Annotated in this window: 19 protein-coding genes; 8 read left to right on the top strand and 11 right to left on the bottom strand. The window is 72.2% G+C overall.

The window, feature by feature from the left end; genetic code table 11:
- The first annotated feature begins 149 nt into the window (after positions 1 to 149).
- Positions 150 to 1,763, top strand: a complete 1,614-nt coding sequence (locus ACZ4W5_RS36860) for a protein kinase domain-containing protein (RefSeq protein ID WP_465659529.1) — start codon at positions 150 to 152, stop codon at positions 1,761 to 1,763.
- Positions 1,764 to 1,823: 60 nt separating this feature from the next.
- Here ACZ4W5_RS36860 and ACZ4W5_RS36855 read toward each other — a convergent pair whose 3' ends face one another.
- Positions 1,824 to 2,567 (bottom strand): MBL fold metallo-hydrolase, encoded by a 744-nt coding sequence (locus ACZ4W5_RS36855; RefSeq protein ID WP_465659527.1) that lies wholly within the window; start codon positions 2,565 to 2,567, stop codon positions 1,824 to 1,826.
- Between the two features lie 80 nt (positions 2,568 to 2,647).
- Here ACZ4W5_RS36855 and ACZ4W5_RS36850 point away from each other — a divergent pair, with 80 nt between their 5' ends.
- On the top strand, positions 2,648 to 3,250 hold the full coding sequence (locus ACZ4W5_RS36850) for a CGNR zinc finger domain-containing protein (RefSeq protein WP_465659525.1): 603 nt from the start codon (positions 2,648 to 2,650) through the stop codon (positions 3,248 to 3,250).
- 7 nt (positions 3,251 to 3,257) lie between these two features.
- The gene (locus ACZ4W5_RS36845; RefSeq protein WP_465659524.1) at positions 3,258 to 3,632 is read left to right on the top strand and encodes a VOC family protein; all 375 of its coding nucleotides are present in this window, start codon (positions 3,258 to 3,260) and stop codon (positions 3,630 to 3,632) included.
- 51 nt (positions 3,633 to 3,683) lie between these two features.
- Here the strand turns inward: ACZ4W5_RS36845 and ACZ4W5_RS36840 are convergent, their stop codons facing one another.
- Positions 3,684 to 4,256: a DUF4262 domain-containing protein gene (locus ACZ4W5_RS36840; RefSeq protein ID WP_465659522.1), complete on the bottom strand. Its 573-nt coding sequence runs from the start codon at positions 4,254 to 4,256 to the stop codon at positions 3,684 to 3,686.
- A gap of 150 nt (positions 4,257 to 4,406) precedes the next feature.
- Here ACZ4W5_RS36840 and ACZ4W5_RS36835 point away from each other — a divergent pair, with 150 nt between their 5' ends.
- Positions 4,407 to 5,537 (top strand): methyltransferase domain-containing protein, encoded by a 1,131-nt coding sequence (locus ACZ4W5_RS36835; RefSeq protein WP_465659520.1) that lies wholly within the window; start codon positions 4,407 to 4,409, stop codon positions 5,535 to 5,537.
- Between the two features lie 128 nt (positions 5,538 to 5,665).
- Here the strand turns inward: ACZ4W5_RS36835 and ACZ4W5_RS36830 are convergent, their stop codons facing one another.
- From ACZ4W5_RS36830 to ACZ4W5_RS36820, 3 genes are all read right to left on the bottom strand, one after another.
- Entirely contained in the window at positions 5,666 to 6,079 is a 414-nt protein-coding gene (locus ACZ4W5_RS36830) for a RidA family protein (protein ID WP_465659519.1), read from the bottom strand.
- 180 nt (positions 6,080 to 6,259) lie between these two features.
- Complete coding sequence (locus tag ACZ4W5_RS36825; RefSeq protein ID WP_465659517.1) at positions 6,260 to 6,451, bottom strand: DUF397 domain-containing protein; 192 nt, start codon at positions 6,449 to 6,451, stop codon at positions 6,260 to 6,262.
- A 10-nt stretch (positions 6,452 to 6,461) separates the two neighbouring features.
- Complete coding sequence (locus tag ACZ4W5_RS36820; RefSeq protein ID WP_465659516.1) at positions 6,462 to 7,310, bottom strand: helix-turn-helix domain-containing protein; 849 nt, start codon at positions 7,308 to 7,310, stop codon at positions 6,462 to 6,464.
- Between the two features lie 251 nt (positions 7,311 to 7,561).
- On the opposite strand from ACZ4W5_RS36820, the gene ACZ4W5_RS36815 reads away from it, so the two are divergent.
- A complete protein-coding gene (locus tag ACZ4W5_RS36815) occupies positions 7,562 to 7,927 on the top strand; it encodes an ATP-binding protein (protein ID WP_465659515.1) in 366 nt (121 codons plus the stop codon).
- Positions 7,927 to 8,187 (top strand): hypothetical protein, encoded by a 261-nt coding sequence (locus ACZ4W5_RS36810; protein WP_402488184.1) that lies wholly within the window; start codon positions 7,927 to 7,929, stop codon positions 8,185 to 8,187. The genes ACZ4W5_RS36815 and ACZ4W5_RS36810 overlap by 1 nt, the downstream gene beginning before the upstream one ends.
- 123 nt (positions 8,188 to 8,310) lie before the next feature.
- On the opposite strand, the gene ACZ4W5_RS36805 is transcribed toward ACZ4W5_RS36810, so the two are convergent.
- The 5 genes from ACZ4W5_RS36805 to ACZ4W5_RS36785 all read right to left on the bottom strand — a co-directional run bounded on the left by ACZ4W5_RS36805 (position 8,311) and on the right by ACZ4W5_RS36785 (position 12,541).
- Entirely contained in the window at positions 8,311 to 8,835 is a 525-nt protein-coding gene (locus tag ACZ4W5_RS36805; protein WP_465659513.1) for an ion channel, read from the bottom strand.
- A gap of 130 nt (positions 8,836 to 8,965) precedes the next feature.
- On the bottom strand, positions 8,966 to 9,250 hold the full coding sequence (gene tatA / locus ACZ4W5_RS36800; protein ID WP_360226432.1) for a Sec-independent protein translocase subunit TatA: 285 nt from the start codon (positions 9,248 to 9,250) through the stop codon (positions 8,966 to 8,968).
- Positions 9,251 to 9,435: 185 nt separating this feature from the next.
- The gene (locus ACZ4W5_RS36795) at positions 9,436 to 10,005 is read right to left on the bottom strand and encodes a methyltransferase family protein (RefSeq protein WP_465659512.1); all 570 of its coding nucleotides are present in this window, start codon (positions 10,003 to 10,005) and stop codon (positions 9,436 to 9,438) included.
- A gap of 106 nt (positions 10,006 to 10,111) precedes the next feature.
- The gene (locus ACZ4W5_RS36790) at positions 10,112 to 10,747 is read right to left on the bottom strand and encodes a class I SAM-dependent methyltransferase (protein WP_402488193.1); all 636 of its coding nucleotides are present in this window, start codon (positions 10,745 to 10,747) and stop codon (positions 10,112 to 10,114) included.
- A gap of 183 nt (positions 10,748 to 10,930) precedes the next feature.
- Positions 10,931 to 12,541: an MFS transporter gene (locus tag ACZ4W5_RS36785; protein ID WP_465659510.1), complete on the bottom strand. Its 1,611-nt coding sequence runs from the start codon at positions 12,539 to 12,541 to the stop codon at positions 10,931 to 10,933.
- Positions 12,542 to 12,694: 153 nt separating this feature from the next.
- Here ACZ4W5_RS36785 and ACZ4W5_RS36780 point away from each other — a divergent pair, with 153 nt between their 5' ends.
- Positions 12,695 to 13,288, top strand: a complete 594-nt coding sequence (locus tag ACZ4W5_RS36780; protein ID WP_465659508.1) for a TetR/AcrR family transcriptional regulator — start codon at positions 12,695 to 12,697, stop codon at positions 13,286 to 13,288.
- A gap of 75 nt (positions 13,289 to 13,363) precedes the next feature.
- On the opposite strand, the gene ACZ4W5_RS36775 is transcribed toward ACZ4W5_RS36780, so the two are convergent.
- Positions 13,364 to 13,681 (bottom strand): cupin domain-containing protein, encoded by a 318-nt coding sequence (locus ACZ4W5_RS36775; RefSeq protein ID WP_402488207.1) that lies wholly within the window; start codon positions 13,679 to 13,681, stop codon positions 13,364 to 13,366.
- A gap of 135 nt (positions 13,682 to 13,816) precedes the next feature.
- Here ACZ4W5_RS36775 and ACZ4W5_RS36770 point away from each other — a divergent pair, with 135 nt between their 5' ends.
- A complete protein-coding gene (locus tag ACZ4W5_RS36770; RefSeq protein ID WP_360226414.1) occupies positions 13,817 to 14,083 on the top strand; it encodes a hypothetical protein in 267 nt (88 codons plus the stop codon).
- The last annotated feature ends 232 nt before the right edge of the window (positions 14,084 to 14,315 follow it).

The following is a 14,315-nucleotide window of genomic DNA, read 5'->3' as shown; positions in this document are numbered from 1 at the left end:
CTCCGCTTGCGGTGCACCTATCCCCCCCCCCCCCCCCCCCCCCCCCCCCCCCCCCACCACCTCGTCCCCGGCTCGCCTGTTCGGGAAAGCCACCGGACCCCCCCCCCCCCCCCCGGGACCCCGGAGGCCGCACGTGAGGGGAGTCCCAGGTGATCGGACGCGCGCTGAACGGGCGTTACGAACTCGTCGAGATACTCGGCGTCGGAGGCATGGCCACGGTCTGGCGAGGCCTCGACCGTGTCCTGGGCCGCCAGGTGGCGGTCAAGGTCCTCAACGGCGGCCTCGCCGACGACCCCCGTTTCGCCGAGCGTTTCAGTCGCGAGGCGCAGCACGCCGCGATGCTGGTGCACCCGAGGATCGTCATGGTCTTCGACTCGGGCGTGGACGAGGGCACTCCGTTCATCGTCATGGAGCTGGTGAACGGCCGCTCCCTCGCCGCCGTCCTGGTCCAGCAGCCGCAGTTGCCGGTGGAGCGTGCGGTCGGCATCGCGGCGGCGGTCTGCGAGGCGCTGTCGGTCGCGCACGCGGCGGGCCTGGTGCACCGGGACATCAAGCCCGGCAACATCATGATCACCGACGACGGCGGCGTGAAGGTGGTGGACTTCGGCATCGCCCGGGCCGGTTCGTCCAGCAACCTGACCCAGACCGCGAGCGTGCTCGGTACGGCCGCCTACCTCTCGCCCGAGCAGGCCACCGCCTCCGCCCTGGACGGCCGCACCGACCTGTACGCGGTCGGCTGCGTGCTGACCGAGATGCTCACCGGCGCGACCCCGTTCACCGCCGAGACCCCGGTGGCGATCGCCTTCAAGCACGTCAGCGAGCAGCCCCTGCCCCCGTCCGCACGCCGTCCGGGCCTGCCGCCGGCGCTGGACGCGGTGGCGCTGCGGCTGCTGGCCAAGAACCCGGCCCACCGCCCGGCCGACGCCGCCGCGGCGCGGGCCGAACTGCTCGCCACCGTCCCGGGACTGGCCGTCGGCGATCCGACCGCCGAGCTGCTCGCGACCACCTCGGCCGCCACCCAGCTCCTGCCGCCGGTCGGCCCGGTGGTCCCGGTCGCCCCGGGGACCCCGGTGGCCTCGGACCAGCAGCACACCACCCTGCTCCCGCCCCAGGCTCCGCACCAGGCCCCGCACAACCCCGTTCCGGCCGCGACCTCGGTGATGGCGCCGCTCCCGGCGATGCCGCCCACGGCGCACCCGGCCGGACGGCTCCCCATGCCCGCCCCCACCGTGAGCCGCCGCAACAAGCCCCTGGTCCTCGGAGCGCTGGGCATAGCCGGCCTCGCCGGGGTCATCGCCGTGGTGCTGACCGCGGCCGACGAGCCGGCCGGCAACGCCGCCGCCAAGCCCCCGGCGGCGACCAAGTCCGTGGCCACCACCCCGACAACGGCCCCGACCTCCTCCGCCGCCGCCCCCACCACCCCGGCTGCCGCGCCGACCTCCGCCGCCCCCACCCAGTCCGTCCCGCGCAACCAGCCCGCGGAGCTCCAGCTCCAATCCTTCCGCCAGGCCGTGGCGCAGGCGCAGGTCGGCAAGGAGCGCGACAAGCAGACGGAGCTGCTGCAGATCCTCGACGCGACCGCCTCCCGGTTGAACGAGGGCAACCCCGACGACGCCGCCCAGCAGCTCCGGGCCGCCCAGAAGACGATCAAGGACCTGGGCAAGAAGCACGCCATCGACGCCCCCACCTACGCCAACTGGAACGCCCGGCTGTCCGCGCTGTACGCCACCCTCCACACGGCGGGCAACTTCCAGGACGACTAGGACGACTAGGACAACTGGGGCGGCTGGGACGACCAGGGCGATAGGGCCCCTGCTGCCTGGTCAGGCGAACTGCAGCCGGTCGCCGAGCCCGGCCGCCGCGAAGGCCGCCTCCAGCGTCGTACGGCCCTCGGTGAAGTGCGCCCAGCTGTCGAAGTGCGCCGGCACCACGCGCCGCGCGCCCAGCAGGACGGCGGCCTCGGCGGCCTGGGCGCTGTCCAGGGTGAGCAGCGCGCCGTCGAAGGGCCCGGGGCGGGCGGCGCCGGCGAACAGGACCGCGGTGTCGATCGGGCCGAACCGCTCGGCGATCTCCTCGACCAGCGCGAGTGAGGCGTTGTCGCCGCTGACGTAGACGCTCGGCAGGTCGGGGGCGGTCAGCACGAACCCGATCACCTGGCCGAGCACGGCCTCGGCCCCTTCGGGCCCGTGCAGCGCGGGTGCGGCGGTGACGGTGACGCTGCCGCCGTCCGGGCGGGCCAGTTCGACCGACTCCCAGGGGGCGAGCCCGCGCGCGGTGCCGCCGAGCCGCTCGGCGCCGCTGGTGGTGGTGAGCACCAGGGGCACGGTCGGCAGCAGGGCGCGGCCCGAGGTGTCCAGGTTGTCCGGGTGCTCGTCGTGGGAGAGCAGGACGGCGTCGACCGGGCCGATGGCGGCGGGGGTGACGGGGGAGGGCGCAGTCTTGGTGAGGGCGCGGCCGCCGCCGCGCGGGTAGTCGCCGGGCTCGTCGAAGGTCGGGTCGGTGAGGAAGCGGAGGCCGCCGAATTCGATGAGGGCGGTCGGGCCGCCGAAGACGCGGATGTTCGACATGCTGGTTCACCTCACGGAGAAAGCCATCGTTTGACGTGATGAACCTAGCACCTCCATCACGGAAGAGCGCAAGGTTTACCATGAGAACCGTGAATGCCACCCTCACCGCCCCACCGCCCGCACCGGGCTCGGAGCAGCACGTCGCCCTCGACTTCGCCAACAGCGACCTCGTGCTCACCGCCGGCCGCCTGGACCTGCTGGCCACCCCCGCCGACGCCACCCGCTGGCTGGTCGAGCGGGGTCTCGCCCCCGAGGGTGCGGAGGTCTACGAGTACTGCACCGGACGGCTGCGCGAACTCCGGTCCCAGCTGAGGGTGTTGCTCGCCGCCCGGGTCGACGGCGCCGTGCCGCCGGGCGAGGCCGTGGACGCGCTCAACTCCGCGCTGACGGCCACCTCCGCCGCCGCCCTGCTGCGCTGGGACGCGCCGGACGGCCCGTACCGCGCCCTGGCGCACCCGGCCGACCAGGTCGCCGTGCACGCCATGGCCGTCATCGCCGCCGACGCGGCCGAGTTGCTCACCGGTTCGGACGCCGAACGCCTCGCGGCCTGTGCCGCGAGCCCGTGCATCCGCTTCCTGGTCCGCACCCACGCCGCCCGCCACTGGTGCTCGACCCGCTGCGGCGACCGGGTCCGCGCGGCCCGGGCCTACGCCCGCCGCAACAAGGCTGAGGCCGCGTCATAATGGCGCGGTGCTGACGATCGGATCCCTTGTCCTCGGCGTCGCCGACATGTCCCGCGCGGTCGCCTTCTGGACGGCCGCCCTGGACTACGTGCCGCGGGGCGGCCTGGTCGAGGACGACTGGACGGTCCTGGTCCCCGCCGCCGGCGGCACCGGCGTCCAACTCGCCCTGGGCTACAGCGAGTCCCCCGTCCAGGAGCACCCCCGCGTCCACCTCGACCTCTACGCGTCGGACGCCGAGGACCAGGCCGCCGAGGTCCGGCGCCTGCTCGCCCTCGGCGCCGAGGAGGTCGACTGGGACCTCTACCCCGAGGACCCGGACTTCGTGGTGCTGGCCGACCCCGGGGGCAACCGCTTCTGCGTCATCGACACCGCGCACGGCTGAGCACAGGGTTGTCCACACCCTGTGGAAAACTCTGTGGGGGAGCGGGACGGCTCAGAGGAGGGCGGCCTCCTCGGTCCACACGCCCTCCGGATGCTCGCCGACCGGGAGCCAGAGACTGGGCTGCGCACGGCAGCCGGGAGTGGCTCGCTCGTCGGAGGGCCACCGACGGTCGCGGTCGGGCCAGACCAGCTGGACGACGGGGATCGGAGAGCGCTGGTAGAACCCGGCAGCGGTCCCGAAGAGGGGCAGGTGCCAACCGGAGTCCACCGGGTGGAGTCGAAGCGGATAGCCCTCGATGACACCGGAGAGCAGCGTGCCCGGTTCCGTGGACGCCCCGTCCCGCAGCAGCGCGGCGGCCTCGTTGACCCAGCGCATCAGCCCGGTCAGCTCCAGGCCGAACATGGCGACCTCGGGAATCCGGTACGAGTGCCACAGGCCGACCGTGAACGCCCAGTCCGGGATGTCCCCGCCGCCCACACCGACCACGTGCCAGCCGTGGTCCCGCACGTGTTTCATCTCGGGGCCCCAGTGCCTCTGTCGCTGGAGCCGCGCGCGGACGGTCGCGGAAGCGGCGGGGTCGCAGAGCACGCAGGGGCAGGCGGGGGATCCGAGCTGGTCGTTCATCCGGACATCCAACCACCGGGGCGGGAGGGAGCAGGAAGTCGGCGTAGTCGACTTCCCACTCCGGCCGGGGGACCGGTGGTTGGATGCCCGGAGACGGCAAGGCGGCGAGCCCGGGGACACGAAGTAGTCCACGCAGAAGAGAGCCAACTGATGGACAACTACGCACAGTTGCTGACCGACCTGACCGAGGCCGGCGTGCTGGGCGAGGAGTGGCGGGGCGCGTTCGAGCGCGCCCCGCGCTCTGCGTTCGTCCCGGGCGCCGTGTGGGCCCCGGATGACGATGCTCCGACGGGCTACCGTCGGATCACCCGGTCCGATGACCCGGACGGCTGGCGGGCCATGGTCGATGCCGATGATGTGGTCGTCACACAGCTGGACGACGGGGACGACGACGGACCCGGAATCGCCACGTCATCGGCATCCATGCCGTCCCTGGTCGCAGACATGCTCCGCCACCTGGACGTGAGCGACGGTCACGACGTGCTCGACATCGGCACCGGCACCGGATGGACGAGTGCTCTGCTCTCGGCCCGACTCGGCGATGAGCACGTGACGACGATCGAGGTGGACCCGGCCGTAGCCGCCGAGGCGGCGCGGAGACTCCGGGCCGCCGGATTCGCACCCGAGTGCGTGGTCGGCGACGGGCTCGCGGGGTGGGCCCAAGGCGCGCCCTACGACCGCATCCATTCGACGGCAGCCGTCCGCCGGGTGCCGTCCGCCTGGATCGAGCAGACCCGACCCGGCGGCGTGATCGTCACCCCGTGGGGCACCCCGTACGCCAACGCCGGACTGCTGCGCCTGGTGGTCGGTAGGCCGGGCGAGCCGTCGCACGGGCGGTTCGTCGGCAACGTCAGCTTCATGTGGATGCGGTCGCAGCGGCCCCACGCTGTGACGGGCCCCTCCGGCACGCCGGACTACCGAGGCCCGTCCCTGATGGATCCCGACCTCGCGGAGGAGGACGTTCACGCGGCCTTCGCCATCGGCCTGCGAGTGCCGGGCGTCCGGTACGAACACGTCTGGGACGAGGCCGACCCCAGCGGCACCTACCGCATGCAACTGTCGGACGGCGCGGGCTCGTGGGCGTCCGCCCGCTACGCCGGGTGGGACGCCGAGGACGCCGTCCGCCAGTCCGGGCCGCGCCGGCTGTGGGACGAGATCACCAGCGCCCGGCTGTGGTGGCTGGAGGAGGGCAAGCCGGACCTCTGCCGGTTCGGAGTGAGCATCGCCCCGGACGGCGCACAGTCCGTCTGGCTGGACGACCCCGGCAACGCCCTGCCCTGACCTTCGACAAGACGACCTACAAGCGCAGGGCCGAAGTTGAGCGGAGGATCAACGCGTTGAAGAACTTCCGGGCGAGGCTACGAGGTTCGGCAAGAGGGCCTACATCCTTCACCTGCGAGTACCCGGCATCACCGGACGAGTCCGATGGCCTCGATCTCGATCATCCACTCAGGGTTGGCGAGTGAGGAGACCTCCACGAACGACTCCGCGAGGTGCGGCTTGTCCGGGAAGTGTTCCGCGCGCAACTTGGCAAAGATGTCCTGCTGCGCGATGTCCGTGACGAACACCGTCGCCTTGACCACGTCGGCGAGGCTGGAGCCCGCGTTTGTGAGGACCGTCGACAGATTCGCGAGCGCCTGACGGGCTTGCGTCTCGAAGTCCCCAGCGCCGACCGTGGCTCCCTGGGCATCGATCGGCGCCTGCCCTGATGTGAAGACCAGGTTTCCGACCCGGATGCCGAGCGATATGCCGGCCGACTCGTACCAGTCGGGCTCCGCGGAGACGCGCACGCGCTCGGCGGCAGGCTGTTGTGTGACGGACATATCGCTGACACTCCCTCAAAGATGGACACTCGGAGCAAAGAAGCTGTGATCACCCCGGCTTGATCGACAGCCACTAGATCCTGAGATTCATTCCCGAGGGCTTGCAAGTCCGCCGCGCGGAGCGCGGCTTCCCGCATGCGGTGCGGCCCCTCGCGAGCGCGCGAGGGGCCGCCGGGCGGGTTAGGCGTGGTGGTCGAACTCGCCTGCCTTGAGGCCGTGGAGGAGGGCGGCGAGGGCGGTGGGTGTGGTGCGGAGGATGGTGTCGCCTTCGTCGGACTCCCGGAGCTCGATCGCCCCGCTGGCCTTGCGGACCTCCACACAGTTCTCGGTGGACCCACTGAATGTGGACTTCTGCCACTCGGTGTCGGTCACAGTTGGCCTTTCACAGGTCTCGTGCGATCTTGCGGATCAAGTCACGTGAACCGCCCTCACTCAGCGCGAGCGAATCAGTCCGGTCGAAGATGAATCGGTAACTGGTCAGCTCGCTGATCGCATCAAGGTGTTCGGAGTCGCGGGAGGATTCCCGCTCGACGGTATCAAGCTCAGGGACGGCGCCGACCGCGTAGGTGAGGTTCTCGACGGCGCCCGGGAAGGTCTCGATGTCGAACGGAACCACTCGGATGGTCATCCAGGGCAGCTCGGAGTCTTCGAGTAGGGAGCCGAGTTGCTCCTTGAGAATCTGGGATCCACCGAACCGAGTCCACAGGACTGACTCATAGATGAAGGCTGTCAGCGGCTTGGGATTGCGGCGCAGGTCAGCCTTGCGCTGCATTCTGAACGCAGTGCGTGCCTCCAGCTCGTGGCGCGGAAGCGGAGGGAAGACACGCCCGAAGACCGCCGAGGCATAACTGATGATCTGGCAAGGGCCAGGCATGTGGGTGAGGGTCCACAGCTTGAGCTCGTGGGCGGTCTTCTCCAGCTCCGCGTTCTCAAGGAAGCCTTCCGGGACGGTGCCGCGGTGTTCCTCCCACCAGCCCTTCGAGCGGTCCTGGACCATGACCTCCAGCGCGTCGATCAGCGGCTCGTTCATGCACTTGCATGCGGCGGCGAAGGATCGGAGGCGCTCCGGGCTTACGCCAACCTTGGCGGCCTCTATCTGACTGACCTGGGTCCGGTCGATGCCGAGGTCTCGGGCGAGGGCGCCGGTCGACAGGCCGGCGGCCTCGCGCATCTTCCGGAGTTCGGTGCCGATGCGGCGTTGACGGAGTGTCGGGCTGACTCGCGGCGGCATTGGTTCCTTCCTTGCCGATGTGGCCCAAGTCTGCCGCCCGGCCGGGGGTGGGGTCCACTTGAGAGTGAAGTTATCTGAACTTGGAATCACATGTGACTTCGGTGGGCTATGGTCGATGTCACCTCGATCCGACGGATCGTCAGTAATGCTTGCTGGCAAGCACCGCAGAGCAGCCATGTCTTCTTCCATGGCCTGGTTCACGGCGACGTATCCGCCGGTTCTCCATCCCACACACGCCCGGGAGTTCTCCCATGCGTCACCTCAACACGCCCTCCCTCGCCCTCTCCCGCCAGTCCCTCCGCAACGCGATGGTCCGCGCGGGCTGGCACCCCTCCGCCACCTTCGAGGCCGAACTCGCTCTCGGTGAGCTCCTCGTGAACGCCTGGCTGCACGGCGAAACCCCCGCGCCGGTCACCGAGATCCTCTTCCTCCACAACACCCTCCGGGTCTCCGTCGCCGACGAGAGCCCCGCGCTCCCCGACCCGCAGCCCCTCGACCTCCTCGCCGAGTCCGGCCGGGGCCTCCAGCTGGTCGCCGGCCTCACCCACCGGTGGGGCGTCGACCCGCAGGAGCGCGGCAAGGTCATCTGGTTCGAGTGCGACCTGGACGCCGCCTGATGTCCCTCCCCCGCCGCCCGCTGCTGCCGACCGATCCCCGGGTCCGGGCCTGCACCGACGAGCACATCCGTACGCTGATCGCCGAACTCCAGCAGCGCGGCCGTAAGTTCGGCCTGCTCTTCCCCTCCATCGACACCGACCGGACCCTCGACGGCCGCGTCCTGGTCTGCTTCAACACGGCGCCCGCGTCGACGCTGCTGAACCTCCTGTCTCTCCTCCTCGAAGCCGAACGCCAGTGGGGCGCCCCGTGCGATTCCTGATCGCCGTGGCCTTCGCCACCCTCCTCGCGCTCGCGCTCGCGACCGTCGCCCTGGGTGTCGTCACCGCCCTCCGAGTGACCCCGCCCGAGCCCGACGAGGGCGACTGACGGGCCACAGCGGCCCTCACCTGTCGCGCCGGATCCGCCGTTCCACGTTCCCGCGGATCGCCCGGGAGGCCGTCCCGGCTGCCGCCGCGAGGAACACGAAGTTGTACCCGATCTGCAGCACCACCACGAGCCGCGCCGTCTGCCCCGCCGGGGTGATGTCGCCGTATCCCACCGTCGCCATCGTCACCACGGTGAAGTAGAGCGCGTCCAGCCGCGTCTCCAGCCCCGCGAACTCGGCCTTGTGCGCGCCCAGCACGTAGTACGTCGCCGAGAAGATGATCATCGCCAGGAAGATGAGGAAGGCCAGCCAGGCCACCGGCCGCTTCGCCGTCCCCCGTATCACCCCGACGATCTTCGCCAGCATCAACCAGCTCAACCCGCCCAACGCCGCCACGAAGACCGTCCAGCTCAGCACCGGACGCCGGTCACCGAACCACTCAAGGGGCAGCGTGAAGTACCCGACCGTCAGCAGCGTGAACGCGCCCAGCAGCCACGCCATGGCCCGGAGGTCGGCCGACGGGAGAGGAGGGTTCTCGGACATCCCATCCAGCCTGGTCCACCCGGGCCCGCCCCGCCCGTCCGACTGCTCCGCCGGGGCGAGGCGGCCCGGGAAAGCGTCGAGCCCCCCGGTGGAAATCCACCGGGGGGCTCGACAGCGGAGCTCGGACGACTCAGGCGGTCGTCTCGGGGCGCTTCGCCTCGGCGCTCTTCGTCACGTTGGTCGGCGTGACGGCCGGGCGGTCAGCGGCCTGCTGGGGGGCGGCCGTGCTCTGCGCGGTGCCGGCGTCCGCCTGCTCGCCGCCGTCCTCGCGCATCGCCTTGGTCTCCGCCTTCAGAATGCGCATCGACTTGCCGAGGCCACGGGCCATCTCCGGCAGCTTCTTCGATCCGAACAGCAGGACTACGACCGCCAGCACCACCAAGATGTGCCAGGGCTCAAGACCGTTCCGCAGCATCCCTGGCCACCGGTCCCTTCTTGTCTAGAGTCACGGAGGGCGCTAGGCCCTGCTGGCCAGTATGCCTGGCCCTCACGCCGAACGGATACACCGGCCGGGAAACGCTGGCCGAAAACCAGGTGCCGTTGGAGCGGACGGAGAGGGCCCGTCCGAGGATTCCCGCCGTTCGCGCCGTCAGTGGCCCATCAGTAGACGAACGGGACCAGCCGCTTGGAAACCCGCTGGTAGTCCGCGTACGCGGGGCCGAAGGCGCCGAGCAGCAGCCGCTCCTCGGCGGCGATCCGCCAGCCGTACGCGCCGAGCAGCAGGGCCGTGACCAGCAGCGCCGCCGCCCAGCTGCCGGTGCCGAGCGCGTAGCCGGACCAGACCAGCAGACTGCCCGCGTAACCGGGATGGCGGATCAGCCGGTACGGGCCGCCGCGGACCACGTGCTGGGTGTCCACGGTCCGCAGGGTGCGGGTGTAGTAGCGGCCCAGGGTGCGCATGCCCCAGCCGCGCAGGGCCAGCCCGGCGACCACCAGCGCGACCCCGGACCAGCGCGGCCCGGTGGGCAGCGTGCCGAGGCCGGCGCGGTCGAACAGCACCACCACCAGGACGGACGCGACGTAGCAGGCGAGCAGCAGCCGGGTCGAGCCGCGGTCGCGGTCGTCCGCGCGCCAGCTGCCGGCCGCGCTGTCCTCGCGGCGGCGCAGCAGCAGCTCGTAGCCGACCCAGCAGAGGACGCCGAGCAGGGAGAGGAGGGACGGCAGGGACATGGGAGGCTCCTGACGGTCGCGGACCACGCCTCCACGGTCCCCCGGCCGCGCCGTCGGGACACGCACCCGGGGGTGGACGCAGCGGCCTCCACCCCCGGGTGGACGGTCAGCGCGGCCGCCGCGCCAGCAGGTAGCCGCGTCGGGTGTCGGCCTCCTCGGGCAGGCCGTCCCGCTCCAGCCGGGCCTCGACGGCGAACCCGGCCTCGGTCAGACGGGCGGCGACGGCGTCGGTCCGCAGGAAGTGGAAGTCCACGTCGACGTCATGGCCCCACCACTCCTCCAGGTGCCGCACCTCCTCGCCCAGGTGGAAGGAGACCAGCAGCAGCCCGCCGGGCCGCAGCACCCGCAGCATCTCGGCGAAGGCGGGCAGCAGCTCGTCCGGCTCCAGGTGGATCACCGAGTACAGGGCCACGGCCGCCGCGAACTCGCCGTCGGCGGCGGGCAGTGCGAGCAGGTCCCCGGTGCGGAACTCGGCCCGCGGGTGCTCGCGCGCGGCCAGTTCGACCATCCGCGGCGACAGGTCGATCCCGACCACCCGCGCGCCCTGTTCGGTCAGCCACCCCGCCACGTGCCCCGGCCCGCACCCCAGGTCCGCCACCAGCCCGCCGGCGGCCTCCTCCACGACGGCGCCCAGCAGCGCCCGGTCCACCACCTTGTGTGCCAACTCACCCCCGATCCGCCCCAGGTACTCCTCCGCCACCGCGTCGTAACTCCCGCGCACCCGTTCGTGTTCAGTCCCCATGGGCCTCACCCTGGCACGGCTTCCTGCCCCGCACCCGAGGTTTTGCGCGGCCGACGCCGTGCCGTTCCGCGCGCCGTCGGGTTCCCGTTCGGGGCGTCCTGGCTTGCCCCGGACGGCGGAGAGCCCCCGCCCGGGTGGGCGGGGGCTCTCGATGACTCGCGTGGATCGGGGCCGTGTGGTGGGTCAGACGGCGGCAGGCTGCTGCTCCGAGGAGGGGGCGGGGGTCGGGGCCGGGGCCGGGGCCGTGGTGGTGGGCAGGTGGCGCAGCAGGCGGTGGGCCAGGACGGCGGCGCCGAGGGCGAAGACCAGACCGACGACGGCGGCGACGTGCAGGCCGTCCGTGAAGGCGCCGCGGGCGGTCTCCAACAGGTCCGGGCCGAGCCGGCCGGGCAGGTGGGCCGCGACGGAGACGGCGCCGCCGAGGGTGTCCCGCGCGGTACCGGCGGCCGTGCCGTCGACGCCCGCCGGGAGGGCGCCGTCCAGCTGGTGGCGGTAGACCGCGGCACCCGCCGCGCCCAGCAGGGCGATGCCGAGCGAGCTGCCGAGTTCGACGGCGGTCTCGGAGGTGGCGGAGGCGGCACCGGCCTGCTCGGCGGGGGCTGCCGAGACGACCATCTCGGCGGTCATCGTCATGGTGCCGACGGTGCCCGCGGCCAGTACGCCCGCCGCGGTGAGGATGAGCGCCAGCGGGGAGTGCGGGCCGACCTGGGTCATCATCGCGAAGCCGACGGCGCCGACCACGAAGCCGCCGCCCATCAGGGCCGCCGGGCGGACCTTGCCGGCCAGCGCCGAGCTGATCCCGATCGCCGCGCCGACGCCGACGCTGGGCACCAGCGACCAGAGCGAGGCGGTGAACGGGCTCATGCCCTTGACCAGTTGGAGGTACTGGGAGGTGAAGAGGGCGAAGCCCATCATCGCGAACATGGCGAGGGTGTTGACGCTGATCGCCCCGCTGAAGGTGCGGATCCGGAACAGGCCCAGGTCGATCAGCGGGTTCGCGGCGGTGCGCTGGCGCCACACGAAGGCGCCGGTGAACAGCAGCCCGGCCGCGGCGGCGAGGGCGGGGAGCGGGTTCCAGCCGTCCACGGCGAGGGTCTTGACGCCGTAGACCAGGGGGAGGATCGCGGCGAGCGAGAGCGCGGCACCGGGCAGGTCGAAGCGGCCGACGGGGGTACCCGTACCCCCGGCCGAAGGCCGCGGGAGGGCGGCGGTGCGGTACTCGGGCAGCAGGACGGGCGCGGCCAGCAGCACCAGGAGCATCACCGGGACGGCGACCAGGAAGGCCGAGCCCCACCAGTAGTGGTCGAGCAGCAGTCCGCCGGCGACCGGGCCGAGGGTGGCCCCGGCGGTGAGGACGCCGCCCCAGGCGCCGAGGGCGACCTGCCGCTGCTTGGGGTCGTGGAACATGTTGCGGATCAGCGCGAGGGTCGAGGGCATCACGGTGGCCCCGGCGACGCCGAGGAGCGCACGAGCGGCGATCAGCTGTTCGGCACTGCCGGACCAGGCGGCCAGCAGCGAGGCGCCGGTGAAGCCCGCGGCACCGATCATCAGCAGCCGGCGGCGGCCGATCCGGTCGCCCAGCGCGCCCATCGTGATCAGCAGTCCGGCCAGCAGGAACGAGTACATGTCCATGATCCACAGCTGCTGGGTGCCGCTGGGGGCCAGCTCGGTGGAGATGTACGGGACGGCGAAGAACAGCACGCCCATGTCCATGGAGAGGACCAGGGTCGGGAGCAGGAGGACGGCCAGGCCGGTCCATTCACGGCGGCCTGCGCGGCCGGTGGTTGCGGTCATGGGGAAGACGGTACGAGCGTTTCAGACGCTTGTCTAGTACAGATGTCTAAATCGATTGTCCAAGACGTCCGTACGAGACACCCGTCCGAGACGTACGTTCGTCCGAGACGTTCGTGCAAGACATCTGTACAGATGTTCCGTAGGATCGGGGGTATGGGAAACCGTGAAGACCTGATGGCCGGCGCCAAGCACTGCCTGTACGAGAAGGGCTACGGACGCACCACGGCCCGCGACATCGCGAACGCCTCGGGCGTCAGCCTGGCCGCGATCGGCTACCACTTCGGCTCGAAGGACGCGCTGCTCAACGCCGCGATGATCGAGGCGATCGGCGAGATGGGTGAGGCCCTGGGGGTGGTGGTGTACGGCGCCAACCAGGTGTCGGACGACCCGGAGCTGCGCTTCGCCGCCGCCTGGAACGGCCTCCGGGACGTCTTCGTCGAGCACCGGGGGCTCTGGGCCGCGCAGTTCGAGGCGCTCGCCCTGGCCGGGCACAACCCGGAGCTGGCGAAGGCCTTCGAGGACGCGCAGAAGGAGGGGCGGCTCGGGCTCGCCGCCGTGTTCCAGGGGCTTCCCGAGGTCCCGGACAACGAGGAGGAGCTCGCCCGCGGCACCTTCTACCAGATCCTGCTGGCCGGCTACGTCGCCCAGTGGCTCGCCGCGCCCGACCAGGCGCCGACCGGCCAGGAGTTCCTGCGCGGGCTCCGGCTGGTCAGCGACAGCGTGCTGGGGGCCGGCGCCACGCCGTGACGGGGCGCCATGCCGTAACGGGCGCTACGCGGTGACGTGCGCTGCGCGGTGACGTGCGCAACGCCGTGACGGGTGCTACGCGGTGACGGCGGTCAGCAGCACCACCGAGTCGACGTGGGCCACCAGCCCGTGCCGCTCCTGCGGTACGGGCTCCAGCTCGCCCGCGGCCAGCTCCACCCGCCGCCCGGCGATGGTCAACGAGACCCGGCCGCGCAGCACCTGGACGCTCCCCGCGGTGGGCGGGGTGTGCTCGTCCAGCGCGGTGCCGGCGGTCAGGGCGATCACGGTCTGCCGCAGCACCCCGTCGTGCAGCACCAGATGGGCGCTGCGCCCGTGCGGGCCTTCCGCCGCCCGGGCGGCGTGCTCCACGGCGAGCCGTTCGAGATCGGGCATCGCGCCGCCTCCTCCTGTGCCGGGGCCCGGGTCGTGTGCCCAGGCTGGCGGACGGAGTGGCCGTGCGCACCCGGGAGGGGCCCGGAGCGGGCCGCCCGAGGTGCAGGCCCTGCCGACTGCCCGCATCGTGGAGGCATGGCGACCAACCAGAAGATCTTGAACGGACTCCAGGTCAACCGCTCGCTGCTGGCCGGCGGTGTGGTGCTGACCGGCATCGGCTCGGTGCTCGGCGCGGCCGGGGCGGCGCTGGTGTGCGCGGCGCTGTTCACCGCGGGCCGCGACTGGGTGCGCAGCTTGGAGACCCCGCCGGGCGCGCTCGCCCAACGGGCCCTGCACGAGGCGAAGGTGGCCTCCTCGGCCGGCTGGGAAGCCTGGCGCGCGGAACACGGCTCGCCCAACTGAGCACCCGCGCGCGCCCGTACGAGCGCGTCACCCCCTCAGCGCCCGTCCGACCGCAGCGCCCGTACGTCCGAACGGGTGCGGGGGGGGGGGAGGGGGGGGGGGGGGGGGGGGGGGGGGGGGGGTGGGGGGGGGGGGGGGGTGGGGGGGGGGGGGGGGGGGGGGGGGTTGGGGGGGGGGGGGGGGGGGTGCTGGGGGGGGGGGGGAGGGGGGTTCGGTGGGGGGTGCGGTGGGG

This window comes from Kitasatospora sp. NPDC029367 (assembly GCF_055569135.1).
Note: the sequence above shows the minus strand (reverse complement) of the source record. Positions and strands in the feature narration are given on the sequence as shown.